This is a genomic window from Paraburkholderia ribeironis (genome assembly GCF_900019265.1).
Lineage (GTDB): Bacteria > Pseudomonadota > Gammaproteobacteria > Burkholderiales > Burkholderiaceae > Paraburkholderia > Paraburkholderia ribeironis.
Genome location: NZ_CYGX02000015.1, coordinates 56,527 through 82,453, shown reverse-complemented (window position 1 = coordinate 82,453; position 25,927 = coordinate 56,527). Strand labels below are relative to the sequence as shown.

Genomic DNA, 25,927 nt, shown 5'->3' with positions numbered 1-25,927 from the left:
CCGGTAGCCGTTTCTCGTGGATAAATGACGTTTTCAAAATCTGGATAGTTATGTTCAACCGAATCGAACACACTCTCGAAGCCGTTGACCCCGATTTGCTCAAGGCAATCAAACAGGAAAACCGTCGTCAGGAAGAGCACATCGAGCTCATCGCGTCGGAGAACTACACCTCGCCCGCCGTGATGGCAGCGCAAGGTTCGCAACTGACAAACAAGTACGCGGAAGGCTACCCTGGCAAGCGCTACTACGGCGGCTGCGAGTACGTGGATATCGTCGAGCAGCTGGCAATCGACCGCGTCAAGCAACTGTTCGGCGCCGAAGCCGCCAACGTGCAGCCGAACTCCGGCTCGCAGGCAAACCAGGGCGTGTTCTTCGCGATGCTCAAGCCGGGCGACACGATCATGGGGATGAGTCTCGCCGAAGGTGGTCACCTGACGCACGGCTCTTCGGTCAATATGTCGGGCAAGTGGTTCAACGTCGTCAGCTATGGGCTGAACGAGGCGGAAGATATCGACTACGAGAAGACCGAGGCGCTCGCCAGGGAGCACAAACCGAAGCTCATTATTGGTGGTGCGTCGGCATTCGCCCTGCGAATCGACTTCGAGCGCTTGTCGAAGATTGCGAAGAGTGTTGGTGCGTACTTCATGGTCGACATGGCGCACTATGCCGGTCTGATCGCCGCGGGCGTCTACCCGAACCCGGTGCCTCACGCCGACTTCGTTACCACGACGACCCACAAGAGCCTGCGCGGCCCGCGCGGCGGCGTGATCCTGATGAAGGCCGAGTTCGAAAAGCAGATCAACTCGGCGATCTTCCCGGGCATCCAGGGTGGTCCGCTGATGCACGTGATCGCCGGCAAGGCCGTCGCCTTCAAGGAAGCGCTGTCGCCGGAATTCAAGGCGTATCAGCAGCAGGTTGTCGAAAACGCGCGTGTGCTGGCTGAAACACTGGTCAAACGCGGTCTGCGTATCGTCTCGGGCCGCACCGAAAGCCACGTGATGCTGGTCGATCTGCGCGCGAAGAAGATCACCGGCAAGGCAGCGGAAGCGGCACTCGGCGCAGCACACATCACGGTCAACAAGAATGCTATTCCGAACGACCCGGAGAAGCCGTTCGTCACGAGCGGCGTGCGCCTCGGCTCGCCGGCAATGACCACGCGCGGCTTTGGCACGAAAGAAGCGGAACTGGTCGGCAATCTGATTGCTGACGTGCTTGAGAACCCGGAGGACGTCGCCACAATTGAACGTGTGCGCGCTCAGGTCTCGGAGCTGACAAAGCGCTTCCCGGTGTACCGCTAGCCGTTCGCAACAGGTGTCGGGCTAGTCATGAGGTAAGTATGAAGCGTTTGCCAGCAGCGAGTATTCCGTCGATGCACTATCCATGCGGTATCCAGTTTTGGGAGTTCGCTATCGGAAAAGATGGACGGTTGTTTTGAGGTTGTTTAGCTGGTGACTCAAAAAATCGCGGGTAGTCACCGCAATGATGTAGTTAGTTATCCGATGCAAATCGGAAGGTGAAGAGCGTCTTAGGCCAACGCATACCGGGCAAGCTCCGGCAACTTTTAAGGAACTGCAATGAAACTGAAATTTCTAGGGGCAGTTGTCGCAGTTGGAATTTTCTGCGGCAGCACACAGGCCAACGCCTCCGGTTGCGGCAACGTGACGATTGCGAGCATGAACTGGCAGAGTGCCGAGCTCGAATCCGCGGTTGACAAGGTGATTCTTGGAGAGGGTTACGGCTGTCAGGTAAATATGGTGATTGGCGATACAGTTCCGACGATTACCGCAATGGTGAACAAAGGCCAACCCGACATCGTGTCCGAGGGGGCCATCGATTTGCTGCCGGCAATCGTAAAGCAGGGGATCGATTCGAAGAAAATCATCATGGGAGCAAACACCATTCAGGAAGGTGCAATCTCTGGGTGGTTCATCCCCAAATACGTGGCGGATGCGCATCCTGAGATCAAGACGATTCCCGATGCCCTGAAACATCCGGAACTTTTCCCCGACCCGGAGAATCCGGGGAAAGGCGCGATTTATAACGGTCCGCAAGGATGGGGCGTGACGGTCATTACCGCAGCACTGTTCAAAGCGTACAAGGCTGACCAGGCTGGGTTCCGGCTTATCGACACAGGCTCCGCTGCAGGTCTGGACGGGTCGATGGCGAAAGCCTATGAGCGCAAGCGGGGGTGGCTAGGCGTCTATTGGTCTCCAACCTCGCTTCTCGGCAAATACAAGATGGTGAGACTCGAGGCTGGAGTCCCTGTCGACGAGGCTGAATGGAAACGGTGCACGACGGTGGCAAATTGCCCTGATCCGAAGCCAACGGCGTGGCCGGTGGGACGGTTGTACACGTTGCTCGCAAAACCGTTTGCAGACAAAGCGAGCCCAGATGTCATGAAGTATCTGAATACGAGGACGTTCAAGACCGCTGACCTTCAGCAAGTCATGGTTTGGATGACCGATAATCAGGCCACCGGCGAGGATGGCGCAAAGCGCTTCCTCAAAGAGAAGCAGGATGTCTGGACCAAGTGGGTAACGCCGGCCGCAGCGGAGAAAATCAAGGCGTCGCTGTAAAGGCGGTCAGAAGCAGTTTCGACTCGCTGCTCCTGCTTGAGCGGCGAGTCTCCAACGGGCGGTATTGCTTGCCGCCCGTGTTTGGAGCGTGTACGAAAGAATTCCACGAACTCACCATGAAAGCAGTCACTGATGGCGCGAAGGGTTACCGTCGACTCATTCCGTCGCTAACGGCGTTGGTCGAATTTGAAGCGGTGGCGAGACTACGAAGCTTCACGGTAGCTGCCTCCGAGCTTGGCGTCACACAGGCGGCGGTTAGTCGGCAGGTTCGGCTTCTCGAGGAAATGCTCGACGTCCGTCTGCTGGACCGGTTGCACCGTACCACCACGCTGACGCGCGAGGGCGAAGCGTTGTATGCGGTCGTTGCAGAGGCGATGGGGAAAATCGCCGGCGTATTTGACCGCCTGTCGACCGGAATTGAGGACGAGGAGCTTGTGCTCGCGACGACGGCGGCGTTCTCGCATTTCCGCTTGATGCCCAGTCTCGCGAGGCTCACGCGTCTTCAACCCAATCTGCGCCTTCGACTCACGACGACGATGTTCACCGCGGACCTTCGTCACAACGAAGTGGACGCTGCGATTCGCTGGGGCAACGGAAAGTGGGGTGATGGGACATCGTACTTACTGTTTGATGAGCAGGTGTTTCCGGTTTGCTCGCCTGGCTGGAAAAATGAGTATGGCACGCCGGGATCGCTGGAAGAATTGGCGAACATGACGCTCATTGCGTATGACCCGACATCCGAGGGCTGGTTGACCTGGGAAGAATGGTTTCGCGCCATTGGCGCACGTCCGACCAAACTCAAATATGGCGTTCGTACCTGTCTCTATACAGATGCAATCCAGGCTGCACGGCTTGGTCAGGGAGTCGCGCTTGGTTGGGGAAGGCTGCTGCACGAACATCTGGCATCAGGCGAACTTGTTCGTCTCACAAGCGCTTCTCTACCGCTGAGCGACGCTTATTACGTCGTCGTGCCACACGGTAAGACCATGTCCCCGACGATTCAAACGCTGATTGAACTGCTCCGCAACGCTGCGGGTGTTGCTTGAACATGTAGTCATACTCGTCGGTTGGCTTGAGCATATGAAACGCCGCGCCCCCGCGGCAGCGAGCACGCGTTCATGCACCTCGTAGTGCCTCCAGGCAACGCGCCGCACCCATGATTCAAAGTAATACTTCCGGGAAAATAAAGCGCATTGACGCCGTTTTTCAGCAATCCAATACTCAGGGATAACGCGGGAACATTCGAAGTCCCGGTACACCGTCAACGTTGGAGAAAAGCGATGTCAGAAGTTCCATTGAAGACCCTTGGTGAGCTTATCCGCAGCCGTGAGCCAGGATGCGGACTACCCGGAGGGGCCTTTGTCCGACAAGACGTCTTCGAAACGGACGTTGATATCTTCTTCCACAAGCACTGGATTCTGGTCGGAGTAACCGCGGACATACCCGAACCGGGCGACGTTTCCGTTGTCGATATCGGCAAAGCATCGGTGATCCTCGTGCGGGATGACAGCGAAAACATTCGTGCCTATCGCAACGTCTGTCGTCACCGTGGAGCGCGATTGAAGGAGGCCGGAAAGTCGACGGTTGGCATGCTCGTATGTCCCTATCATCAGTGGACGTATGACCTCGATGGAAGCCTGCGTCACACGAAACACATGGGAAAGCATTTCGACCCGACGTGCCGCAGCCTGTTGCCGGTTCACATCAAGGTCGTTGGAACACACGTCTTTGTCTGCCTCGCAGACGAACCGCCGGCTGACATCGCGAAGTTGGCAACGACGATGGCGCCGCGCTTTGCTCCGTACGATTTGCAGAACACGAGGATTGCGTATGAAGCGGAGATTATCGAAGACGGTAACTGGAAACTCGTCATGGAGAACAATCGCGAGTGCTATCACTGCGAGGCGGGGCACCCGGAACTGACGGTATCTTTTCTGCCGGAGGATTTTGGCTTCAGCACCGACGAAATGAATGAAGAGTCGCTGCGCGCCCTCGACGAGTACCACAAGCGCAACGCTGCCAGTCAGGATGGGTGGGAAAAGGAGGGATTGCTGTGCTCGCCGGTGGAAGAACTGAGTGGGGACGTGGCTACGCATTTCCGGACTCAACGTCTGGTCATTGCGGGATGCGGAGAATCCCAGACCATGGACACCAGGGTGGCGTGTCAAAAGCTGCTGGGTAATTCTTCACGGCGTGACCTGGGAGACACACATATGTGGACTCACAACTCGTGGACCCATGTGATGAGTGACCACGCCATGATTTCCTACATCATCCCGCTTACCCCGGAAAAAACGTTGGTGCGCACGAAGTGGCTCGTTCACGCTGACGCGGTCGAGGGAGTGGACTATGACATCAACAAACTGACTGAGGTATGGGTCGCCACAAATGCGCAAGATGCTCGCCTCGTTGCCGTTAATCATCGCGGCGCGCAGGACCCGGGTTACATTCCCGGACCGTACTCTCAGTTCACGGAAACCTATGTCGACCAGTTCGTCGACTGGTACACGGCGCGGCTCAAGGCGCATGGCCTCTGACGACGGGGGGCGTCAAAGCAACGCCGATAGCAGTCGCGAATTGTTGTCGCAAATCGACTGGCGTCACGACATGCCGAGCTGCTGTGCGGTTGCGTCGATGGCGATTTTCGCCTTCGAGACGATTTCGTCGATCTCCCGCCTGCTGATCACGAGCGGCGGCGACAGCAGCATCCGGTCGCCGCTCGCGCGCATGATCAGGTTGCCGTTGAAGCAGAAGTCGCGGCAGATCGTGCCGACGTCGCTATTGGCGAAGCGTTTGCGCGTGTGAGGGTCTTCTGCGAGTTGCAGACCGGCCGCGAGCCCCGCGCCGGCGATCTCGCCGATGATCGGGTGGTTGGCGAAGGTATCGCGCAACGTCTTCTGAAAGTACGGCCCAGTGTCGTTCTTCACGCGCTCGACGATCTTTTCGTCGCGCAACAGCCTGAGGTTGGCGAGCGCGACGGCAGCCGCCACCGGGTGACCCGAGTAGGTGAGGCCGTGGTTGAAGTCGCCGTTCTCGATGATCGCTTCGGCGACGCGGTCATGCAGGCCGACCGCGCCCATCGGCACATAGCCGCTCGTGAGGCCCTTCGCGAGCGTGATCAGATCCGGCTCGAAGCCAAAGTGCTGATGCGCGAACCATTCGCCGGTGCGGCCGAAACCGCCGATCACTTCATCGGCGACCAGCAGAATGTCGTACTTGCGGCAGATGCGTTGAATTTCCGGCCAGTAGGTCGAGGCCGGGAAGATCACGCCGCCCGCTCCCTGGAAAGGCTCACCGATGAACGCGGCCACATTCTGCGCGCCGATTTCGAGGATCTTCGCTTCCAGTTGCTGCGCGCGAGCCAGCGCGAATTCTTCAGGTGTCTGATTGGGTTGCGCTTCGCCAAAAAAATACGGCTGGTCGATATGCACGATGTTCTCGACTTTCGACGGCATCTGTTCGTGCATGTAACCCATGCCGCCCAGTGTGCCGCCCGCGATCGTCGAACCGTGGTAGCCGTTTTTGCGCGAGATGACGATTTTCTTCGCCGGCTTGCCCTGTATCGCCCAGTATCGATGGACGATGCGCAGCACTGTGTCGTTGCCTTCGGAACCGCTATTGCAATAGAAGAAGTGATTGAACGGCTCGGGCGCCAGCTCCGCTAGCAGCGCCGACAGTTCGACCACAGGCGGATGCGTGGTCTTGAAGAAAGTGTTGTAGTAGGGCAGTTCCCGCATCTGCCGGTACGCGGCGTCGGCGAGTTCCTTGCGGCCGTAGCCGACGTTCACACACCAGAGTCCCGCCATGCCGTCGACGATCTGGTTGCCTTCCGAGTCCCACAGGTACACGCCCTGAGCTTTCACGATCACGCGGCTGCCGCTGCGATTGAGCGAGCCCATATCCGAAAACGGATGGATGTGATGAGCGGCGTCGAGTGCGCGGTATTCGGCGGTGCTGCGTGGTGCTGTCTGCGCGGCCAGTGCGATTGCGGCCGGTTGCGCGGGCAGTGCCGGTTTTGCATCAGCGAGTTCTTCTGTTCTGTAGCTCATATTGCCTCCAATAGTTCTGCGTTTGCGGGCGGCGCTCTCAGACGTGCAGCAGCAAATGCCGGCGTTCCCATGAACTGATCACGCGGAAAAACGCCTCGTATTCGGTTTCTTTCAGCGCGAGGTAAGCTTTGACGAACTTCTCGCCGAGTACCTCGGCGATCGGCTCGCAGGCGCTCATCAGCGTCAGGCCTTCTTCAAGATTGCGCGGCAACTGGTACGGCAATTCGTAACCGTCGCTGAGCAGCGGCTCGGTGGCATCGAGTTTTTGCGTCATGCCGAGATAGCCCGCGGCCAGTGTCGCGGCGATCGCCAGATAGGGATTGCAGTCCACGCCCGGAATGCGGTTTTCGATGCGGCGCGCGGCCGGCCCTGAATGCGGAATGCGGAAACCCACCGTGCGGTTGTCGTAACCCCAGGCGACGTTGATTGGCGCGGCCATGAAGCGCGATAACCGGCGATACGAGTTGATGTACGGCGCGAAAATCGGCATCAGCGCCGGCGTATATTTCTGCAGGCCGGCGATATGGCTCGTGAAGAACGAGGTCGGCTTGCCGTCCGTACCCGTGAATATGTTGCGGCCGGTTTCTTCGTCGATGAGGCTTTGATGCATGTGCATCGCCGAGCCCGGTTCGCCTTCCATCGGCTTGGCCATGAAGGTCGCGTACATCTTGTGGCGCAGCGCCGCTTCGCGTACCGTCCGCTTGAACAGGAATACGCTGTCGGCGAGCTTCAATGGATCGCCGTGCATGAAGTTGATTTCCATCTGCGCCGCGCCGACTTCGTGAATCAGCGTGTCGACTTCCAGTTCCTGCACGTCGCAGTACTCGTAGATGTCTTCGAAGAGCGGATCGAATTCGTTGACTGCTTCGATCGAGTACGCTTGACGTCCGGTTTCAGCCCGACCGGTGCGACCAATTGGCGGCTGCAGCGGCAGGTCCGGGTCGCGGTTCATGTCGACCAGGTAGAACTCGAGTTCGGGCGCGATGACCGGCTTCCAGCCTTTGGCCTTATAGAGGTCGAGCACGCGTCGCAATACAAAGCGCGGCGAGATTTCGACGGACGTGCCATCGAAGTGAACGCAATCGTGAATCACCTGTGCGGTCGGATCGACTGCCCACGGAATCATCCGGATCGTGCTCGCATCGGGCACGCAGATCATGTCGGGGTCGGTGACGCCGGTCAGCGATCCGTCCTCGGGATAGTCGCCGGTGACGGTCTGGATCATCACCGCCTGCGGCAAGCGCATGGACTCGCCGGATTCGAACTTGCTGCGCGGAATGATCTTGCCGCGTGCGATCCCGGCCATATCCGGAATGATCGCTTCGATTTCGGTGATGTGGTGCTTCTTCAGAAATTCGTCGATGTCATGCATGGTCGTTCTCTCTGATTTGGTGCGTGAGCGTCTCAGGCGTGCGTAACAGCGGCGGATACCGCGCCATAGCCTGGCTTGCCGCGCATCCGAACGCGACAGGCGTCGCCGAACGCGCGAAAGATCGCGCGGGACAGCGCGTCGTCGGCATGTTTCCACTCCGGGTGCCACTGCACACCCAGCGCGAAAGCGCGCGCACCCGTCACGCTGACTGCTTCTATCAGGCCGTCCGGCGCGATGGCTTCGGCCATGAGGCCCGCGCCCAGCCGCGCGATGCCCTGGCCATGCAGGGAATTCACGCGCGCTTCATTCGTGCCGCCTGCGAGGCGCTGCAACAAGCCGCCTTGCGTCAGCGTGATCGCGTGAGACGGCGCGTATTGCACGTCGAGGTCGTCCTGGCTGTTCTCGCGATGGTCGTTCAGGCCTGCCACCGCGTGAACGCTTTGATGCAATGTCCCGCCGAACACAACATTCATTTCCTGCAAGCCTCGGCATATGGCCAGCACCGGCACACCGGCGACGATTGCCGCGCGCAGAAGCGGCAGCGTCGTCGCATCGCGTGCGGCGTCGCGCGGGGTGTCTGGCGCACTGGGCTTGCCGCCGTAGCGATGCGGCTCGACGTTCGAATAGCTGCCGGTCAACAACAGGCCGTCGATCGTCGCCAGCACGTCCTCGACGGATTGGCGTTCACCGAGTGCCGGCAGCAGCATGGCCAGCGCCTGCGAACCGTCCACGATCGCGGCAATGTACTTCTCGCCCACCACGTGCGACGGGTGGGCTCCGATCATCGTTCTATCGGCGCTGATGCCGACTAGTGGTTTATTTCGCATAACGAATAGATGTGGGTGGTCAGAAGGGACTACCTTCGAAGTTCCCGCAAGGGAACTTCCTTCGGTGCGTTCCCCGCGGGACGCGGTATGAACCATGTCGAACACGGCGCGGCACGATTCCACAGCCGGGCGCAAGGCGCCAGGCCGCCAGGGTCATGCGGGCGGTCGTCGTCGACGGAAAGGACTCGCCGCGCGTCGCAATCGCGTGCGCTGTCCGGTTCGATCCGCCGCGATGCGCGACTCAATCCAGGCCGCACGAAGCGCATCGACGGCGGGCAGCACCGCTCCTGCGCAGTGTCAGACCCACAAGGGCGCGCTCACGCAAACGGACGAATCGAACGGCGAAAAGGAAGGAGGCGCTACGGCAGCAGCGAAGCGACTTCGTCTGTACGCACCGCGATGAAGGCGCGTGCGGAAATGGAGTTGTGACGTCGAACTGAACGGCGGGACAGGATCGTGAAGACGGACAGAAAGCGGCGGAACGCAAGGCTGCCGTTGCTGCCGTCGGTGATGACGCCGTCAGCGCGGGGACAACCCGCCTGACTACGATTCCATCTCACCAAAGGGCATCGGACTCTCACGATTACACTCGACTGGCAACGTTGAACGTATTGAACGGCCTGTTCAAAATCCGCACGCGGCGCTTAAAGAAGCAGGACGTCAGGAGAATCGTCTCGCAACTGCGCGAACTGAATTCGCCGCGTGGCAAGACACCGGTGATGTCTCGTGACGCGGGCGCGACGACCGCCTTATGAGCAGCATATACGAGCCAATAACGCCGTCAAATCATTTTCGACAATGATGGGCCGAACTTCCCCGAAAACGATGCGGCGACAATCAAAAGAAGATCTTTGCGGCATGCATAGCCGGTCATCGCGGCTGGGTATTGCTCCAGCATTGCAACGATTAGCATTGGTCTGTGTCGCGCGTATGACATTGAGACATCTGTTAAAAGAAAGTCGCGCGCTGTCTGCTCATTATCGAAAAGAACAGCGTGAAGGAACAGCGTGAAGGAACAGCGTGAAGGAACAGCGCGGCAAGTCGCCCGATCATCGCGCGTGTTTCGCCAGCCTCGCACGCACGGTATATTCGCCTTCGTTGCCTTGATCCTCGATCATGTGCGCCATCGCCGTATTGAAGTCGGGCGGCAGCGGCTCGACCGGATAGCCGCGTTTCTCCCACGCGTCGAGGCCGCCTTTGAGCGCGCGGATATGGTGAATATTCTTGCGATGCAACTGACTGACGATACGCTTGGCCGTCGCTTCGTTCGGACACACGCAATAGACGACGATCGGCCGGTTCAGCAGTTCGGGATGAATCGGCTCGGGTGAATCGAGATCCAGCGGCCGCGCGCCGGCAATGCGGTGCGACTCCTTTTCGCGCACGCTGTGTGGCCGCGCATCGAGAATCAGCGGCGGCTCATTGGATTTCATCAACGCGTCGAGCTGATCCGGCGTGATGCGCGTATGCGCGAGCCAGCGCCGGAACTGCAAACGGCGCACCCAGCGGTACAGCAGCGCGGCGATGAAGATCGCAGCGAACGCATCGAAAATCGTCCCGCCGTTTTGCCGCACGAGCAGCACCAGTTGCACGATCTGATCGTGCAACGCCACGCCGCCGATCACCCATGCGCTAGCCCATAGCGTCGCGCCGACCAGATCCCACCACAGAAACACACCGACGCCGATCGCGGTCGTGCCGAGCAGCGGCGCAGAGATCAGACCGAGGCCCGGCAGAAACTTCGCGACGGTGAGAATCGGCGCGCCATAACGTTCGTAGGTATTGCGTGCGACGCGGACGGTGGTGTCCAGCGACAGCGAGAAACGCACCAGATAGTTCAGCAGACGACGGCCGTACGCGCGTCCGGTAAAGAACCACAACGAGTCGGCGAGCAGCGTCGCGACGACCGCGGCGCATACGACATTGACATACGAGGTTTGTCCCATGGCGGCCATGGTTCCACCGAAAACCAGCATCGGCGCGGCCGGAATCGGCACACCGAGCTGTGTGATGAGCACGCTCATGAAAACGGCCCAAACGCTCAGCGAGGGTGGAATCGCAACCGGAAAATGCCACACAACCGCGCTCCTGAGAATGCAATGAAGAGAATTGAAATGGTTCGCGCCAAGCGGGCGCGCGGCGAACACGCGGCGCATGCTCCGCACCTGGACCGCACCTGGATCACGTTGGCGGCAGGTCGGCCGGCGCACACGCACGCGTTGGCGCGAAGGCGGATTTAAACACAGGTGGCGCGCGGACGCTGCGGGCCCCGCTGGGCGCGAGGATTCTCGCAGGATTGGGTGGTGGCGCGCAAGCCGAAGCGGCTTACGCGGTCGGTTCGAGTCCGATGGTCCTTGTTAGTGGCGCGGCGCCGCGCGGTGCGCCGCCCGCCCTGTCAGTTCATGCGTCTGTCGCCGGATCGTAGGGGATTACGCGTTCGTGTTCGTCCGCATGATTGCGCGCCACGATGGCGCGTGCGGCGTTCAGCGCGTCGAGATTGAATGGCTGATGCGGCACGCCAGGCGGAATAAACAGGAAGTCGCCCGCCTCGGTGATGACCGACTCGCGCAAACCGGGACCGTAGCGCGTCTCGATTCTGCCTTCGAGCTGGTAGATCGCGGTTTCGTAGTCGGCGTGATAGTGAGGTTCGGCATGGCCGCCCGGCGGCACCACCACCATGTACATCGACAAACCCCTCGCGCCCGCAGTGCCGGCGGAAATGCCGACGAAGTAGGGCAAGCGCTGGGCCGTCGCCATCTCCCGGTCAGGGCGCACCTTGATGACGGGTGCTCGCGCATCGTGCAATACGTCTGTCATAGTCGCTCCTGTCATGGTCGCCGCTCTCTGCAATCCGGCTGACGCCGCTCGCCACGGTTCGGCGCACGCTCCCTGAGACTGAAAGTCTAGACGATCGTGGCGGCGCTATCGGACCTTGTCGAGCGCCGCCGGCGCGGGTCCATTCGCCCGGTTGCCGCCAGTCAGTTGCCGCAGACCGGCTGCGGCGCCTGGTGCGAGCACTGCAACGTGACTGGCGTCGCGACCACGGGCTCGCCGCACGGCGTATTGGCCCTGTTGCTACAATCGGCGTCGTGTGCATACAGATATCACGGAGGCAAAGCATGGCCAATCTTCAGCCCATCAGCCGCTACCCTGTGCCCGAGCCGAGCGAATGGCCGGACGACATCTGTGCCCGCATCCTCGAGGTGCAGGAGAAAGCAGGCTTCGTTCCGAATGTGTTCCTGACGCTCGCGTATCGTCCGGATGAATTCCGCGCATTCTTCGCCTATCACGACGCGTTGATGCTGAAAGAGGGCGGCCTGACCAAGGGCGAGCGCGAGATGATCGTGGTCGCCACCAGCGCGGTGAACGACTGCCTGTATTGCGTGGTCGCGCACGGTGCGATTCTGCGTATTTACGAAAAGGCGCCGTTGCTCGCCGATCAGGTCGCGGTCAATCATCGTAAGGCGGATATCACCGAGCGCCAGAAGGCCATGCTCGACTTCGCGCTGAAAGTTTGCCGCGCATCCGGCACGGTCGATGACGACGATTTTCAAACCCTGCGCGAGCATGGCTTTACCGACGAGGACATCTGGGATATCGCGGCGATTACCGCGTTTTTCGGCTTGTCGAACCGGATGGCCAACGTTATTTCGATGCGTCCGAACAACGAGTTCTATCTGATGGGACGTGTGCCGAAAGCAGCGGCGGATGCGCCGATAGAATAATCATGGGAGATTATTTCGGGCTCCATACCAGTTCGAATCGGACATAGGAATGCAAGGCGAGGACGCAATGCGACGATGTAATGCGTCAGCGCGCGTTCCCCGCTACCGTATGTTCACGCATTCACCGGTTCGGACCGTAGCGCGGGCATGTTCGCCGAGGTGTCATCGATCGGGAAATGCAGCATCGCGGCGATCAACCCGGCGACCACTGTGGCGTCCCATAGCAACGAATACGATCCCGTCAGATCGAACACCAGGCCGCCTAGCCATGCGCCGAGAAACGAGCCGATCTGATGGCTCAGAAAGCAGACGCCGAACAGGGTGCCGAGGTGGCGCGTACCGAACACTTTCGCGACCAGTCCGCTCGTGAGCGGCACGGTACCGAGCCACGTGAGGCCCATCACGGCCGCGAACATCACGACTGACGCCGCGCTTTTCGGCAAGACGAAGAACGCGCCGATCGTCACGCTGCGAATCAGATAGAGCCAGCCGAGCACATGATGCTGCCGGAACCGGCCGCCGAGCCAGCCGCATGTCCAGCTGCCCGCCATGTTGAACAGGCCGATCAGCGCGAGCGCGGTAGCGCCGAGCCCGACCGGCATATGGCAGAGCGACAGATACTCGGGCAGGTGCGTCGCGATGAAGGCGAGCTGAAACCCGCACGTGAAGAAGCCTAGCGTCAGCAGCCGATAGCCGCGATGCCGGCTTGCCTGCGCAAGCACCTGGCGAAGCGGCGCTGCGCCCGCCTGTGCAACGGTCGTGCCGGCCTGCCCGCGACGGTCGAGCACGATGCCGAGCGGGGCGATCAACAGCATCAGGAAAGCCAGCGCGAAGAGCGACGCGACGATGCCCGAGCTGAGCCGGATGCCTTGCACGAGCGGAACCATCAGCACCTGACCCGCCGATCCGCCCGCGCTCACCAGCCCCATCGCGACGCTGCGTTTTTCCGGCGACGCGGTACGCCCGACTGCCGGCAACACCACGCCGAAGGTTGTGCAGCTCACGCCGATGCCGACCAGCAGTCCCATGCCGACGACCAGCAGCGCGCCGTTGGGCGCGACCGCCGCGAGTCCGAGACCGGCCGCGAACGTCGTCGCGCCGAACGCGACCACCGGAGCCGAACCGTAGCGATCCGCGGCGGCGCCCGCGAACGGTTGCGCGAAGCCCCACACCAGGTTGTGCAGCGCGATCGCGAACGCGATTTGTGTGACCGGCAAGCCGCGGTCGAACGAGAACGGCCCGATGAACAGCCCGAAGGTCTGGCGAATGCCCAGCGCCGCGCTGAGAATCAGCGCGCCGGCGAGGATTATCAGCGTGCTCGGGTTGAAGGCGGGGGTGAAGCGTTTGCTGTTGGCAGTCGACATGGTTCTGATCTCCTTCGACACCATGGTCGCAGCGAGCGTCAGAAGCGGCAAAAGAAAAGATTTCGAGCACAGGTGAGCGCGGCTCATCTGTGTGGCTTCGCAGACCGCGCAACGCGATGCGGCGCTGCCCCAGTCAACGCGGTTCAACTCGACTCAACTCGACTCAACTCGACTCAACTCGACTCGACGCGCCGTGAGTCTGGCGACGTGGTTTCGGATGGCAGGTCGAACGGTTCGGCCTCGCTGACGAGCCAGCGCTTGAAGTCGATCAGTTCCGGTCGACGGTCCGAGCTTTCCGCACTCACCAGCCAATACGCGCCGGCGGAGGCGACTGTCGCCGAGCACGCCTCGACGAGCGCGCCGCTCGAAAGATCGCCATCGACCAGCGGCCGTCGGCCGAGCGCGACACCAAGGCCCAAGCTGGCTGCCTCGAACGCAAGCTGGATCGTGTCGACGCGCAGGCCGCCGGCGGTATCGATGCCGTCGGCGCCGGTCGCGTCGAGCCATGTCTGCCAGTCCTCGCTCGCCGCATTCACGTGAATCAGCGTCGCGTGGCGTAACGCGATGTTCCCCTGCTCGTCGCGCAGACTCGCCAGGTAAGCAGGGCTGCACACCGGCACGAGGCGTTCGCCGAACAGACGCGTCCACGCGGTGCCGGCAACCGGCGCGCGGCTCAGACGGATCGCGAAGTCGAAACCGTCGACCGGAAAGCCGACCTGACGATGCGACGTGTCGACGCTCACGTTCACCTTCGGCCAGCGCGTGCGAAAACCGGTGAGGCGCGGTAGCAGCCAGCGCGACGCGAGGGTCGGCGCGCAACTCAGCGCGATCGGGCGATCCGCGCGATGATTCGGTAAGCGCTGCGTGCCGATCGCGATCAGCGAAAACGCTTCGGAGACATAGGAGAGATAGTCAGCGCCCGTTGCGGTCAGCGAAATGCCGCGCGGCTCGCGCACGAACAGCTCGACACCGAGTGCCTGTTCCAGGCCGACGATGCCGTGACTGATCGCGCTCGGCGTGACGTTCAGTTCCTCGGCGGCGAGTTTGAAGCTCTGATGCCTGCCGGCTGCTTCGAAGAAGCGAAGCGCGGGCAGAGGTGGCAGACGAAGCGGCATGTTGCATCCCCAGGAACGGCGCGTGGTGCGCCGTGACGATGGCTCTGGCGCGCCGGGTGCGCGCGTTCTGTTACGCGAAAGCATACCTTGCCGGGTGGTTGTGGTTGTGGTTGCGGTTGTGGTCGGCGTCGGCGCTCGCGTGGCCGGGTTCGGGTTCGGTGAGACGCTGGCGAGCGCGCAGAGAAAATTTCGCCGCCGCTGTCGATTTGCCGCCGACCCGTTCGTCGTCGCTATATGGAGCATGTGGAGCGCGGCGATGTCAGGCGCGCCGACGCGCTCTCCCAATTCCCTTTCCGCAAGAGGAGACGGCTGATGACTGACGCCAACGGATCCATCCAGACCTTGAGACCGGCCCGGCAACTGGCCGATCTGCCGTCACGATTTCCCGGCGAAAGCGCCGCCTATCGGCGCTCGCGCAACGAACTGCTGGCCGAGGAAATCGAATTGCGCCGTCACATCGAACGGGTCGCCGAGCAGCGTCGCGCGCTGCCGCCAGGTGGCGTGGTGCCGGAGGATTACCGTTTCGTCGGCGAGGCGGGTCCGGTGACGCTATCGGAGATGTTCGGCGAGCACGACACGCTTGTCACCTACAACTGGATGTTCGGCCCACGACGCGCACGGCCCTGCCCGATGTGCACATCGCTGCTGAGCGCCTACGACGGCGAAATGCCCGACATCCTGCAACGCGTGGCGTTCGCGGTGATCGGCCGTTCTCCGATCGACAGGCTCGTGGCGTTCGGCAAGGAGCGGGGCTGGCGGCATCTGCGTCTGTATTCGTCGGGCGGCAACACGTTCAATCGCGACTACGCAGGTGAAGATCCCGCTGGCGACGATCAACCCGCGTTCAACGTGTTCACGCGTGGCGATGGCACGGTGCGGCACTTCTGGGGCGCGGAAATGGGCCCGTCGACGGCCGACCCTGGCCAGGACCCGCGCGGCGCGCCCGATGTGATGCCGCTCTGGACCGTGCTCGACATGACGCCCGGCGGCCGCGGCAGCGATTGGTACCCGAAGCTGGAATACGGCGCGGCACCGCGCTGAGCCGGCGGTTGCCGCGCTGTGCTGGACGATGGGGCGGTGGATGGGGCGGTGGATGGGGTGGTTAATGGGGCGGCTGATGGGGCGGTTCAGGCGCAGCGGCGTGAACCCGCGCCGCGCACGCACTGTAGCGCTACGACTGCGCCTGCGCCTCAGCCACCGTAAGACCCCGGTCAGGCGCCGGCCGCAGATAGGTATCGACGGCGTTTGCCCGCAGCGGCGGGCTGAACAGATAGCCCTGCACCGCGCGTGCGCCGAGCGCCTTGACGACCTCGGCCTGCTGCGCCGTTTCGAGCCCTTCCACCACGCATTCGAGTCCGAGGTTCCGGCACAGGTCGAGCACCGACTTGACGATCTTCTTCGACGCGCTGTTCGAATCCACGTCGGTCACGAAGCTGCGGTCGATCTTGATCGAATCGAACGGCAGGCGATGCACGTAGCTCAGGCTCGAATAGCCGGTGCCGAAGTCGTCGAGCGAAACGCGGCAGCCGGCTTGCTTGATCATCGTCAGTGCGCTGTGGGCCTGTTCGAAATCGCGCGTCACGGCGGTCTCGGTGATCTCGAACGACACGCGATGCGGCGGGACACCGCTCGCGCTCACGATATCGATGAGCCGCCGGGCGCGCGCCGACGTGGAGATGTCGATGGCGGGCAGATTGAACGACAGAAACAGCTCGCTCGGCCAGCGTGCAACTTCGTCGAGCGCCTTGCGCAGCAGCACGTCGGTGATGCGCAGAATCAGTTCGGTACGCTCAGCAATCCGAATGAATTCTTCCGGCCTGACCATGCCGAGCCGCGGGTTATGCCAGCGCCCGAGCGCTTCCAGGCCCATGGGGCGGTGCGTGAGCAGATCGTAGATCGGCTGGAACTCGAGGAACAGCTCCGCTTCGAGATCGGCATGGCGCAGTTCCTGGGTCACGAGACTCGAGCGCCGGATACGCGTTTCATGTTCCGTCGAGAAGATTACCGGCGTGCCGCGGCGGCTCTCCTTGCCGAAGTACAACGCGGCGTCGGCGCGTTCGAACAGTTGCGTGACCGTCGTGCCGGCGTCGGGAAACGCAGCCCAGCCGATCGTTCCCGACAGCTCGGCGACATTACCGGCCACCAGGTACGGTTGACTGAGCGCATTGCAGATACGCTCGCCCAACTCGACGAGCGTTTCGTTCGAGAATTTGTGCTGCGCGAGCACGCCGAATTCATCACCGCCCAGACGCGCGAAGAACAGACCCGGCTCGGCGAGCGCCAGCAGGCGTGCGCCGACTTCCTGAAGCACGAGGTCGCCGCTTGCGTGGCCATAGATGTCGTTGACCTGCTTGAAGCCGTCGAGATCGATCAGTCCGACATTGAAGCCGCCGCTCGACGCGAACGTCTGTTCCGACATCGCGCGCAGCGACGCGAAGAAGCTGCGCCGGTTCGGCAGGTCGGTGAGACTGTCGATGTTCGCGAGCCGGAAGTTGTCGTCGCTGAGCCGCTGCGTATTCTGCTGGCTCGCCTGCAATTCGCGCTGTGCGCCAACCGCGCCGGTAAAAGTCTGGCAATAAAGCTGGATGATGACGGCGAGCGCGACACCGACCAGCGTCATGTCGATCGCCATCGCGATAAATACCGGACAACGGGTGAATACGAGGACAGTGGAGAAACTCAGGATAACTATTGAAAGCAGAAGCAGGGCGGCCACGCGTATATGCATCAGGCAGAACATGCAGCCGACCAGCGTGGTCGCCATGTAAAACGCGACCTGCGCCTGCTCGAACACGGTGCCGTAAGGGAACAGCAGCCGCGACCAGAGGCTGAACGCGGTGCCCAAGACGCCGACCAGCCAGAGCAGCTTGCGCAGCTCGGACACGGCATCGTCGTCGGTCAGCACGCGCTGGCGCACGCGCCACCATCGCACGCAGCGCACGATGCACAGCGCGCAGAGCGCCGCGGGCACATACAAGGCCAACCACGCCGGCGCACTGTGCCGGTGCGTGATTGCGACGGCCGTCGTGTTGACGAGCAGCATGAAATAGAGGAGGGGTATCTGGCGGCTGAATGCCTGAAGCTTGGAGCGCACCAGTTCAGGATCGCCCTCCGCGACCAACAGTCCTTCCCTCAATCTGGCTAGCCGACCCATTCCCTTCCTTTCAACGTTTGCGCGGCACGCGTAACTCTGTATATCGGCTGTGCTGGTGGCAGCTTGAGATCGATTTTTCGTGAAATGAATAGGGCGGCGAAGAATCGGTAAGTACGACCGGGCAACACGGATGACGGAGCGGTCGTGCTGCGCCAGCAGGTGGCATCCGGCGTGCTTTATCGATTCAGAGCGCGGGGCACGAGAGCACGTGCTGGGGCGGCAGCGTCGTGCCGGGTTCGCCGTTCGTGGCCGGCGTGCCTTGCGGGGGCGTCGACACGAGGCGCACCGTATTGACGCCCGCATTCGCCAGCACGTATTTTTCCGCGCTGTTATCCGGCTGCCAGTAGGCTCGAAAGACGCCGTCGTCGCTGAATACCAGTAGCTTGCCATGCACGGTTTTCGTGTCGCTTTTCGCGCCACTGACCAGATCCACCGGTTCGCCATCGCGAACCCGGAAGCCTTGCGGCGCAGCAGAACTTGCCGCGCCGACCAGGGTGGCGCAGCTATCGTCCTCGGCCGCCATGGCCGCCGAGGACAGCGCGGCGAGCAGTGCACCTGTTGCAATATGGCGAAATTTCATTTTTTTATCTCTCCCGGATTTTGAATTTGCCGTGCCTTGGGACCGGCCATGCGACCGCCGCGCGAACCGCCATACATAGTAAAAAAGCCGGCTGGCAGCCTTTGGCGCGACGCTAAATGCATGAAATTGCAACGGATTGTGATCCGGCTCAAGCGCGTCGAATGCGCGTAAAACGCGTAAGCACACGATTCTGCTGGCAGTTTGCTACCAAAAATCGTCAAATTGGCTCTGGGCGGGTGATACAAGCCTTGCAGCGGGGGTTTGCGCGAAAGCGCGCCTATGCGTTAGTGTGTCGGTCCCGGCGCGACAGATGTAGCGCCGGTTCCATGATTACCATACGGGAAGTGCTATGAACAAACAGGAACTGATTGATGCAGTCGCCGCAGCAACGGGCGAAAGCAAAGCGGCCACCGGCCAGACCATCGACGCGATCGTCGAAGCGGTGACTAAGGCCGTGGTGGGTGGCGATACGGTGCAACTGGTCGGTTTCGGTTCTTTCTCGACCGGCGCGCGCGCAGCACGCGTGGGCCGCAATCCGTCGACGGGCGCCGAGATCCAGATCGCCGCAGCCAAGACGGTGAAGTTCACCGCCGGCAAGGCCTTCAAGGAAGCCGTCAACGCGTCGTAAGACAACGCGCTTCACGCCGGAGCGTCCACGGTGCGCTGCGAAGCGCACGGCGAGCGATGCATCGGGCGTGAAGAATCGCGCGCTGCCCAACCCCGCAACGCCGTAAGCCAGGCTGATCGGCGGCTGGTGCAGCGCGTGTGCACCGGCGCCGTGCTCAGCCCGCGCGACGCTTGCGGGTTGCGTCGGCGAGGGTGTCGAGCGCCGGCTCGGTTTGCGCCCAGCTCACGCAGGCATCCGTGATCGAGACGCCATAACGCAATGGCACACCGGCGTTCAGGTCCTGTCGGCCTTCTTCCAGATGACTCTCCAGCATCACGCCGATAATGCGCCGCTCGCGCTGCGCGAGTTGCTGCGCCAGATCCTGCACCACCTCCAGTTGACGCAAGTGCGATTTGCCCGAGTTCGCATGCGAACAATCGATCATCACCTGCTCGCGCAAACCCGCTGATGCGAGCGTCGCGCAGGTGGCTTGCACCGACGCGCTGTCATAGTTCGGCCCCTTCTTGCCGCCGCGCAGGATCACATGCGCGTCGTCGTTGCCGCGCGTTTCGAAGATCGCGGCCATGCCCATTTTCGTCATGCCCATGAACGCGTGACTCGCGCGTGCGGCGACAATCGCGTCCGCGGCGATCTGCACGCCGCCGTCGGTGCCGTTCTTGAAACCGATCGGGCAGCTCAGCCCCGACGCGAGTTGCCGATGGCTCTGACTCTCTGTCGTGCGTGCGCCGATGGCGCCCCATGCGATCAGATCGGCGATGTATTGCGGGCTGAGCAGATCGAGGAATTCCGTGGCCGTGGGCAGACCAAGACCGTTGATGTCGAGCAGCAATTGCCGCGCGAGACGCAGACCTTCGTTGATGCGGAAACTGCCGTCGAGACGCGGGTCGTTGATATAACCTTTCCAGCCGATCGTGGTGCGAGGCTTCTCGAAGTAGACGCGCATCACGATCAGCAGATCGTTCTTGTGGGCATCGGCCGCGGCCTTCAGCTTGCGCGCGTATTCGATCGCCTGGTCGTGGTCGTGAATCGAACACGGACCGACGATCAGCACGAGCCGGTCATCGCGGCCGTGCAGAATGTCGGCGATTTCCACGCGCGTTTTTTCGACGAGTGTCTGCACCGCGGGCGGCACCGGCAATTCGTCCTGCAGCAGCGCAGGGGAAATCAACGGACGCACCGCGCCGATCCGAACGTCGTCGATGCGCGTGGTGTCCTGGGTGGCGTCGGCCGAGCCGACTTCCTGATCGTGCAAAGGATTGTCGATGGCGCTCAAAATGTTCTCCCGGACCTGGATGATGAGGCGGCCTGGCCGCCTGGAATGTGCGAGTGCCGCTGCGCTGGTTTCGCGTGGACTCTGGGTTGCTGTTGGGGGCGCTGTTGCGTCGCCTTTGAGTTGCTGTAGCGTCACTTTTGCGCCGTCGTTGCGTCACTTCGTTGCGTCATTGTTGCGCCGCTGCGTTGGCGCGATTATGACACCGCCCTGCCGCCGTCGGCAGTACGGCAGGTCAGAGTCTTCCGATCAGCGCCATCGCGGCGGCCGGATTGCGTTCCTTGAAGCCGCTGATCACGTACAGGTAGACGTCGCGCGCAGTTGCTTTCGCAGGTGGCGCGGCGGACGTTTCCAGGTCGTCCGGCGTCGTGCCCGCGGCGAGCTGGCGCACGCGGGCGGCCCATGCGTCGAGCGCGCTGGTCGAATAGCCTTTGGCCTGTTTGTCGGTGGTGCCCATGATGCGCGCGTACACGAAGGGCGCGGTGAGGTCGGCGATTTGCGGGTAGTCGCTGTCGCCCGCCAGCACGACCGCAACCTTGTATTTCCGCGCAAGCGCGATGAATTCCGGGCTCCTGAACGTGTCATGGCGAACTTCGATCGCATGCCTGAGCTTCCGGCCTTCGATGCTGGCGGGCAGCAGTTTCAGAAAGGCTTCGAAGTCTTCACGGTCGAATTGTTTGGTGGTCGCGAATTGCCAGTTGATCGGGCCGAGTTTCTGTTTGAGCAGCAGCACGCCGCTCGCGAAGAAGCGTTCGATCGTTTCGCCCGCATCGGCAAGCACTTTTCTGTTGGTCGCATAGCGCGGCGCTTTCAGCGAGAAGACGAAATCTTCCGGGGTTTCCTGATACCACTTCTCGTAGCTCGCCGGTTTTTGCAAACCGTAAAACGTGCCGTTGATTTCTATCGACGTGAGGTGCCGGCTCGCGTATTCGAGTTCGCGGCTCTGGGTAAGGTCCGACGGGTAGAAGGTGCCGCGCCAGGGCGCATAGGTCCAGCCGCCGATGCCGATGCGCAGGTTCGTGGATGGAGTGGACTTCGCGGGTTTCGCTAGTTTCGCTGGTGTCGCGCGGTTCGCCTGTTTCGCTTCGGGCACGTGGAGTCTCCTGCTGGCTGCGTCGGGGAAGCCGTAGATTAGCTTCTTTTCGGGCGGCAGGCAGCGGCAGGCAGATGCGCCGGGGGCCACCTGGCGGCGCACGGCGGTGCCCCGACATATATCGAGTTCTGCAAAGCCGAATCGCGGCGCGCACAATCGTGAGCCGCGGGTGCGTCGCTGGTGAGCCGCGGCTCGCTATTCGTCGCTCAGCGGACCCGGCGCGCGGCGCGCGGCTTGCTCGAAACGCCGGTTCGCCTCGGCCACTTCCGCTCTGAACTGCTGCAGCGCAGCCACCGACAGATCCGGCGGTGTGAGTGCAGTCCACAACACGTCGATCAACTGGTCCGCGGTGGCGTCGATGTCGATCTGCCGGTTGGTCAGCGTGGCGTCCCACAGCACATGCTCCATGGGCCCGAACACCATCGAGCGCAACAGGCGCAGTGGCATGTCGGTGCGAATCTGGCCGCTTTGCTGGCCTTGCGCCAGCACGCGCATCAATGGTGCGGTGTAGCGCCGCTGCAGTTCGGTCAGCGCCTCGCTCAACTCATGATGACGGGCGCGGCCTTCGGACAGCACCAGCGCGCACAGATCCGTGCCGTTCACCAGCATCAAGCGCAAATGCGTGCGCACGATGAACGCAAACTGCTGGCGCACGCTGCCATCGCGCGGCAAGCCGGACTCGATGGCTTCGATGATCTCGTCGTACCAGTCGCCGATCACGCGCGCGCAGAGCTCGCGCTTGCCGCGGAAATAGCTGAACACGGTCGCCTCGGAAATGCCAAGGCGTTGCGCGATCTCCGCGGTGGTCGCGCGCTCGTAGCCCTTCTCGGAGAAGACGTCGCGGCCCGCCTGAAGAATCTCCCTCACGCGTTGCTGCGACTTGCGCCCGGCCGGCTGGCGGCGCGAGACAGGTAACCCGGCCTTCACGGCAACCGTCATATGAGTCCAGTTCAGATTTGTGACGCGAATCGGGCTTGTCGAGCCTGATGTCGGCGATGCTATCACGGAACGGCCTGTCTGGAGCGCCTAAGTGTAAATTCTGAGTAATACTCAAAAATAATTGTTGACGCTTACGTCAATCTGGCGTGAAATGCGCGTTGAAACTATCGTGCATGTGCGGGATCGTGGGTGGCCGAGGTGGCCGCGCCGACCCCGCACCCGAGCCGATAGGACCGCCCGGCGCCATCCAGGCCGACCGGACGCCAACGAACTCTGGAGACACAGCAATGCGCAACCTGCCCGGTTTGCAGTTCCCGCTCGGCGAAGAGATCGAAATGCTGCGTGACAGCATCGCGGGATTCGCTGCCAAAGAAATCGCCCCGCGCGCCGCGGAAATCGATCGCACGGATCAGTTCCCGATGGACCTGTGGCGCAAGTTCGGCGATCTCGGCGTGCTCGGCATGACGGTGTCCGAGGAATACGGCGGCGCGAACATGGGCTACACCGCGCACATGATCGCAATGGAAGAGATCTCGCGTGCGTCGGCGTCGGTCGGCCTCTCTTACGGCGCGCATTCGAATCTGTGCGTCAACCAGATTCACCGCAACGGCACGGACGCGCAAAAGCGCCAATACCTGCCCAAACTCGTGTCGGGCGAGCACGTCGGCGCGCTCGCGATGAGCGAGCCGAACGCCGGTTCGGACGTGGTCAGCATGAAGCTGCGTGCCGATAAAAAGGGCGATCGCTACGTGCTCAACGGCACCAAGATGTGGATCACGAACGGCCCGGATTGCGACACGCTGGTGGTCTACGCGAAGACTGATCCCGAGGCGAATTCGCGCGGCATTACCGCGTTTATCGTCGAGAAGGGCATGAAGGGTTTTTCGGTTGCGCAGAAGCTCGACAAGCTCGGCATGCGCGGCTCGCATACCGGCGAGCTGGTGTTCGAGAACGTCGAAGTGCCGGAAGAAAATATTCTCGGCCAGCTCAACGGCGGCGCGAAGGTGCTGATGAGCGGCCTCGACTACGAGCGCGCGGTGCTCGCGGGCGGCCCGACCGGCATCATGGTCGCGGTGATGGACGCGGTCGTGCCGTATATCCACGACCGCAAGCAGTTCGGCCAGTCGATCGGCGAGTTCCAGCTGATTCAGGGCAAGGTGGCCGATCTCTATACCACACTGCAGGCGTGCCGCGCGTATCTGTACGCGGTGGGCCGTCAGCTCGATACGCTCGGCGCACAGCACGTGCGCCAGGTGCGCAAGGACTGCGCCGGCGTGATTCTCTACACCGCGGAAAAAGCCACGTGGATGGCCGGCGAAGCGATCCAGATTCTCGGCGGCAACGGCTATATCAACGAGTATCCGGTCGGGCGTTTGTGGCGCGACGCAAAGCTCTATGAAATCGGCGCGGGCACGAGCGAGATCCGTCGCATGCTGATCGGCCGCGAACTGTTCGCCGAAACGGCCTGACGGCTCGTGATGGCGGCGCGTGGCGCTTCATGCGCTTGACGCGCTCCATGCGCATCAACATGAGCATTCCACGCGCCGCCTCGCGGCGCGTCGAGCACCGGCCTCCATAAAAATGCGGCGAACAGGAGAAGCAACGCCATGCCGATCATCGAATCAAAGCTGAATCCGCGCTCGGACGATTTTCGCGCCAACGCGGCGGCGCTCGAAGCGCTGGTCGCCGATCTTCGCGCGAAGGTCGAGCAGCTCGCACTGGGCGGCGGCCAGGCGGCGCGCGACAAACACACGGGGCGCGGCAAATTGCTGCCGCGCGAGCGGATCGCGCAACTGCTCGATCCGGGCACGCCGTTTCTCGAGTTCTCGCAACTCGCGGCGTATGACATGTACGACAACGACGCGCCCGGCGCGGGCGTGATCACGGGCATTGGCCGGATCGCGGGGCAGGAGTGCGTGATCGTCTGCAACGACGCCACGGTCAAGGGCGGCACCTACTATCCGGTCACCGTGAAGAAGCACGTGCGGGCCCAGGAAATCGCCGCGGAAAATCGTTTGCCCTGCGTGTATCTGGTCGACTCGGGCGGCGCGAATCTGCCGAATCAGGACGACGTGTTCCCCGATCGCGATCACTTCGGCCGCATCTTCTACAACCAGGCGAATCTGTCGGCGGCGGGCATTGCGCAGATCGCCGTCGTGATGGGCTCGTGCACGGCGGGTGGCGCTTATGTGCCGGCGATGAGCGACGAGTCGATCATCGTGAAGAATCAGGGGACGATTTTTCTCGGCGGCCCGCCGCTCGTGAAAGCCGCGACCGGCGAGGTGGTGAGCGCGGAAGACCTCGGCGGCGGCGACGTGCATACGCGGCTGTCGGGCGTGGTCGATCATCTCGCGCAAAACGACGCGCATGCACTCGCGATCGCGCGCAGCATCGTCGGCAATCTGAATCTCGGCAAACCTACGCCGCTGGCGCTGCGCGAACCGAAGCCGCCGCGCTACGACGTGCACAGCATGTACGGCGTGATTCCCGTGGATACGCGCAAGCCGTTCGATATCCGCGAGGTGATCGCGCGCATCGTCGACGACTCCGCGTTCGACGAATTCAAGGCGCGCTACGGCACCACGCTCGTGTGCGGCTTCGCGCATATCTGGGGACATCCGGTCGGCATCGTCGCCAACAACGGCATTCTGTTTTCGGAGTCGGCGCTCAAGGGCGCGCACTTCATCGAACTGTGCTGCCAGCGCAAGATTCCGCTGGTGTTCCTGCAGAACATCACGGGTTTCATGGTGGGCCGCAAGTACGAAAACGAAGGCATCGCCCGTAACGGCGCGAAGATGGTGACGGCGGTCGCCACCGCGAAGGTGCCGAAGTTCACGGTGATCATTGGCGGCTCGTTCGGCGCGGGCAACTACGGCATGTGCGGCCGCGCGTATTCGCCGCGCTTCCTGTGGATGTGGCCGAACGCGCGCATCTCGGTGATGGGCGGCGAGCAGGCCGCGTCGGTGCTGGCCACGGTCAAGCGCGACGGCATCGAAGCGCGCGGCGGCGCATGGAGCGCGGAAGAGGAAGAGGCGTTCAAGCAGCCGATCCGCGACCAGTACGAACATCAGGGGCACCCGTACTATGCGAGCGCGCGCCTGTGGGACGACGGCGTGATCGACCCGGCGCAAACGCGCGACGTGCTCGGTCTCGGGCTGTCGGCGAGCATGAACGCGCCGATCGAAGACACGCGCTTCGGCGTATTCAGAATGTGACAGCGCGCAACGCGCAGGAG

General features: G+C 62.1%; 24 protein-coding genes. 11 read left to right on the top strand and 13 right to left on the bottom strand.

Annotated elements, in window-relative coordinates; all coding sequences use genetic code 11:
* The first annotated feature begins 50 nt into the window (after positions 1 to 50).
* The 4 genes from glyA to BN2475_RS08045 all read left to right on the top strand — a co-directional run bounded on the left by glyA (position 51) and on the right by BN2475_RS08045 (position 5,113).
* Complete coding sequence (gene glyA / locus BN2475_RS08060; protein WP_094779013.1) at positions 51 to 1,298, top strand: serine hydroxymethyltransferase; 1,248 nt, start codon at positions 51 to 53, stop codon at positions 1,296 to 1,298.
* 276 nt (positions 1,299 to 1,574) lie between these two features.
* Positions 1,575 to 2,576: a glycine betaine ABC transporter substrate-binding protein gene (locus BN2475_RS08055; RefSeq protein WP_094779012.1), complete on the top strand. Its 1,002-nt coding sequence runs from the start codon at positions 1,575 to 1,577 to the stop codon at positions 2,574 to 2,576.
* A 116-nt stretch (positions 2,577 to 2,692) separates the two neighbouring features.
* Positions 2,693 to 3,622 carry a LysR substrate-binding domain-containing protein gene (locus BN2475_RS08050; RefSeq protein ID WP_094779011.1) on the top strand — a complete coding sequence of 310 codons (930 nt, stop codon included), beginning with the start codon at positions 2,693 to 2,695 and terminating at the stop codon, positions 3,620 to 3,622.
* 234 nt (positions 3,623 to 3,856) lie between these two features.
* Positions 3,857 to 5,113, top strand: a complete 1,257-nt coding sequence (locus BN2475_RS08045) for an aromatic ring-hydroxylating oxygenase subunit alpha (RefSeq protein ID WP_094779010.1) — start codon at positions 3,857 to 3,859, stop codon at positions 5,111 to 5,113.
* A gap of 63 nt (positions 5,114 to 5,176) precedes the next feature.
* On the opposite strand, the gene BN2475_RS08040 is transcribed toward BN2475_RS08045, so the two are convergent.
* From BN2475_RS08040 to BN2475_RS35375, 4 genes are all read right to left on the bottom strand, one after another.
* The gene (locus tag BN2475_RS08040) at positions 5,177 to 6,625 is read right to left on the bottom strand and encodes an aspartate aminotransferase family protein (RefSeq protein ID WP_094779009.1); all 1,449 of its coding nucleotides are present in this window, start codon (positions 6,623 to 6,625) and stop codon (positions 5,177 to 5,179) included.
* Between the two features lie 37 nt (positions 6,626 to 6,662).
* Positions 6,663 to 7,997 (bottom strand): glutamine synthetase family protein, encoded by a 1,335-nt coding sequence (locus BN2475_RS08035; RefSeq protein WP_094779008.1) that lies wholly within the window; start codon positions 7,995 to 7,997, stop codon positions 6,663 to 6,665.
* A gap of 32 nt (positions 7,998 to 8,029) precedes the next feature.
* On the bottom strand, positions 8,030 to 8,824 hold the full coding sequence (locus BN2475_RS08030; protein ID WP_094779007.1) for a gamma-glutamyl-gamma-aminobutyrate hydrolase family protein: 795 nt from the start codon (positions 8,822 to 8,824) through the stop codon (positions 8,030 to 8,032).
* A gap of 359 nt (positions 8,825 to 9,183) precedes the next feature.
* Positions 9,184 to 9,405, bottom strand: a complete 222-nt coding sequence (locus BN2475_RS35375; protein WP_425435487.1) for a hypothetical protein — start codon at positions 9,403 to 9,405, stop codon at positions 9,184 to 9,186.
* A 21-nt stretch (positions 9,406 to 9,426) separates the two neighbouring features.
* Between BN2475_RS35375 and BN2475_RS34215 the strand changes: the two genes are divergently transcribed.
* Positions 9,427 to 9,579, top strand: coding sequence for a hypothetical protein (locus BN2475_RS34215; protein ID WP_159444537.1), 153 nt, complete (start codon positions 9,427 to 9,429; stop codon positions 9,577 to 9,579).
* Positions 9,580 to 9,873: 294 nt separating this feature from the next.
* On the opposite strand, the gene BN2475_RS08020 is transcribed toward BN2475_RS34215, so the two are convergent.
* Both BN2475_RS08020 and BN2475_RS08015 read right to left on the bottom strand, forming a co-directional pair.
* A complete protein-coding gene (locus BN2475_RS08020) occupies positions 9,874 to 10,902 on the bottom strand; it encodes a VTT domain-containing protein (protein ID WP_094779103.1) in 1,029 nt (342 codons plus the stop codon).
* A gap of 322 nt (positions 10,903 to 11,224) precedes the next feature.
* Complete coding sequence (locus BN2475_RS08015; protein ID WP_094779005.1) at positions 11,225 to 11,641, bottom strand: cupin domain-containing protein; 417 nt, start codon at positions 11,639 to 11,641, stop codon at positions 11,225 to 11,227.
* A gap of 302 nt (positions 11,642 to 11,943) precedes the next feature.
* Here BN2475_RS08015 and BN2475_RS08010 point away from each other — a divergent pair, with 302 nt between their 5' ends.
* Entirely contained in the window at positions 11,944 to 12,549 is a 606-nt protein-coding gene (locus BN2475_RS08010) for a peroxidase-related enzyme (protein ID WP_094779004.1), read from the top strand.
* Positions 12,550 to 12,662: 113 nt separating this feature from the next.
* Here the strand turns inward: BN2475_RS08010 and BN2475_RS08005 are convergent, their stop codons facing one another.
* Together BN2475_RS08005 and BN2475_RS08000 are read right to left on the bottom strand one after the other, a co-directional pair.
* On the bottom strand, positions 12,663 to 13,913 hold the full coding sequence (locus tag BN2475_RS08005) for an MFS transporter (protein WP_094779102.1): 1,251 nt from the start codon (positions 13,911 to 13,913) through the stop codon (positions 12,663 to 12,665).
* Positions 13,914 to 14,086: 173 nt separating this feature from the next.
* Positions 14,087 to 15,028 carry a LysR substrate-binding domain-containing protein gene (locus BN2475_RS08000; protein ID WP_094779003.1) on the bottom strand — a complete coding sequence of 314 codons (942 nt, stop codon included), beginning with the start codon at positions 15,026 to 15,028 and terminating at the stop codon, positions 14,087 to 14,089.
* Between BN2475_RS08000 and BN2475_RS33465 the strand changes: the two genes are divergently transcribed.
* Entirely contained in the window at positions 15,027 to 15,341 is a 315-nt protein-coding gene (locus BN2475_RS33465; RefSeq protein WP_143325747.1) for a hypothetical protein, read from the top strand. The two genes, BN2475_RS08000 and BN2475_RS33465, sit on opposite strands and share 2 nt — an antisense overlap.
* Complete coding sequence (locus BN2475_RS07995) at positions 15,341 to 16,069, top strand: DUF899 family protein (RefSeq protein WP_094779002.1); 729 nt, start codon at positions 15,341 to 15,343, stop codon at positions 16,067 to 16,069. The genes BN2475_RS33465 and BN2475_RS07995 overlap by 1 nt, the downstream gene beginning before the upstream one ends.
* A gap of 130 nt (positions 16,070 to 16,199) precedes the next feature.
* On the opposite strand, the gene BN2475_RS07990 is transcribed toward BN2475_RS07995, so the two are convergent.
* Together BN2475_RS07990 and BN2475_RS07985 are read right to left on the bottom strand one after the other, a co-directional pair.
* On the bottom strand, positions 16,200 to 18,182 hold the full coding sequence (locus tag BN2475_RS07990; protein WP_094779001.1) for a putative bifunctional diguanylate cyclase/phosphodiesterase: 1,983 nt from the start codon (positions 18,180 to 18,182) through the stop codon (positions 16,200 to 16,202).
* Between the two features lie 184 nt (positions 18,183 to 18,366).
* On the bottom strand, positions 18,367 to 18,762 hold the full coding sequence (locus BN2475_RS07985) for a hypothetical protein (protein WP_174641896.1): 396 nt from the start codon (positions 18,760 to 18,762) through the stop codon (positions 18,367 to 18,369).
* A gap of 349 nt (positions 18,763 to 19,111) precedes the next feature.
* On the opposite strand from BN2475_RS07985, the gene BN2475_RS07980 reads away from it, so the two are divergent.
* On the top strand, positions 19,112 to 19,390 hold the full coding sequence (locus BN2475_RS07980; protein WP_006049832.1) for an HU family DNA-binding protein: 279 nt from the start codon (positions 19,112 to 19,114) through the stop codon (positions 19,388 to 19,390).
* A gap of 154 nt (positions 19,391 to 19,544) precedes the next feature.
* Here BN2475_RS07980 and BN2475_RS07975 read toward each other — a convergent pair whose 3' ends face one another.
* The 3 genes from BN2475_RS07975 to BN2475_RS07965 all read right to left on the bottom strand — a co-directional run bounded on the left by BN2475_RS07975 (position 19,545) and on the right by BN2475_RS07965 (position 22,692).
* The gene (locus BN2475_RS07975; RefSeq protein WP_094779000.1) at positions 19,545 to 20,663 is read right to left on the bottom strand and encodes a 3-deoxy-7-phosphoheptulonate synthase; all 1,119 of its coding nucleotides are present in this window, start codon (positions 20,661 to 20,663) and stop codon (positions 19,545 to 19,547) included.
* A 232-nt stretch (positions 20,664 to 20,895) separates the two neighbouring features.
* Positions 20,896 to 21,675 carry a DUF72 domain-containing protein gene (locus tag BN2475_RS07970; RefSeq protein ID WP_094779100.1) on the bottom strand — a complete coding sequence of 260 codons (780 nt, stop codon included), beginning with the start codon at positions 21,673 to 21,675 and terminating at the stop codon, positions 20,896 to 20,898.
* A gap of 273 nt (positions 21,676 to 21,948) precedes the next feature.
* Positions 21,949 to 22,692: a TetR/AcrR family transcriptional regulator gene (locus BN2475_RS07965; RefSeq protein ID WP_094778999.1), complete on the bottom strand. Its 744-nt coding sequence runs from the start codon at positions 22,690 to 22,692 to the stop codon at positions 21,949 to 21,951.
* Between the two features lie 287 nt (positions 22,693 to 22,979).
* Between BN2475_RS07965 and BN2475_RS07960 the strand changes: the two genes are divergently transcribed.
* On the top strand, positions 22,980 to 24,161 hold the full coding sequence (locus BN2475_RS07960; RefSeq protein WP_094778998.1) for an isovaleryl-CoA dehydrogenase: 1,182 nt from the start codon (positions 22,980 to 22,982) through the stop codon (positions 24,159 to 24,161).
* 138 nt (positions 24,162 to 24,299) lie between these two features.
* Positions 24,300 to 25,907, top strand: a complete 1,608-nt coding sequence (locus tag BN2475_RS07955; protein ID WP_094778997.1) for a carboxyl transferase domain-containing protein — start codon at positions 24,300 to 24,302, stop codon at positions 25,905 to 25,907.
* Positions 25,908 to 25,927: the final 20 nt, after the last annotated feature.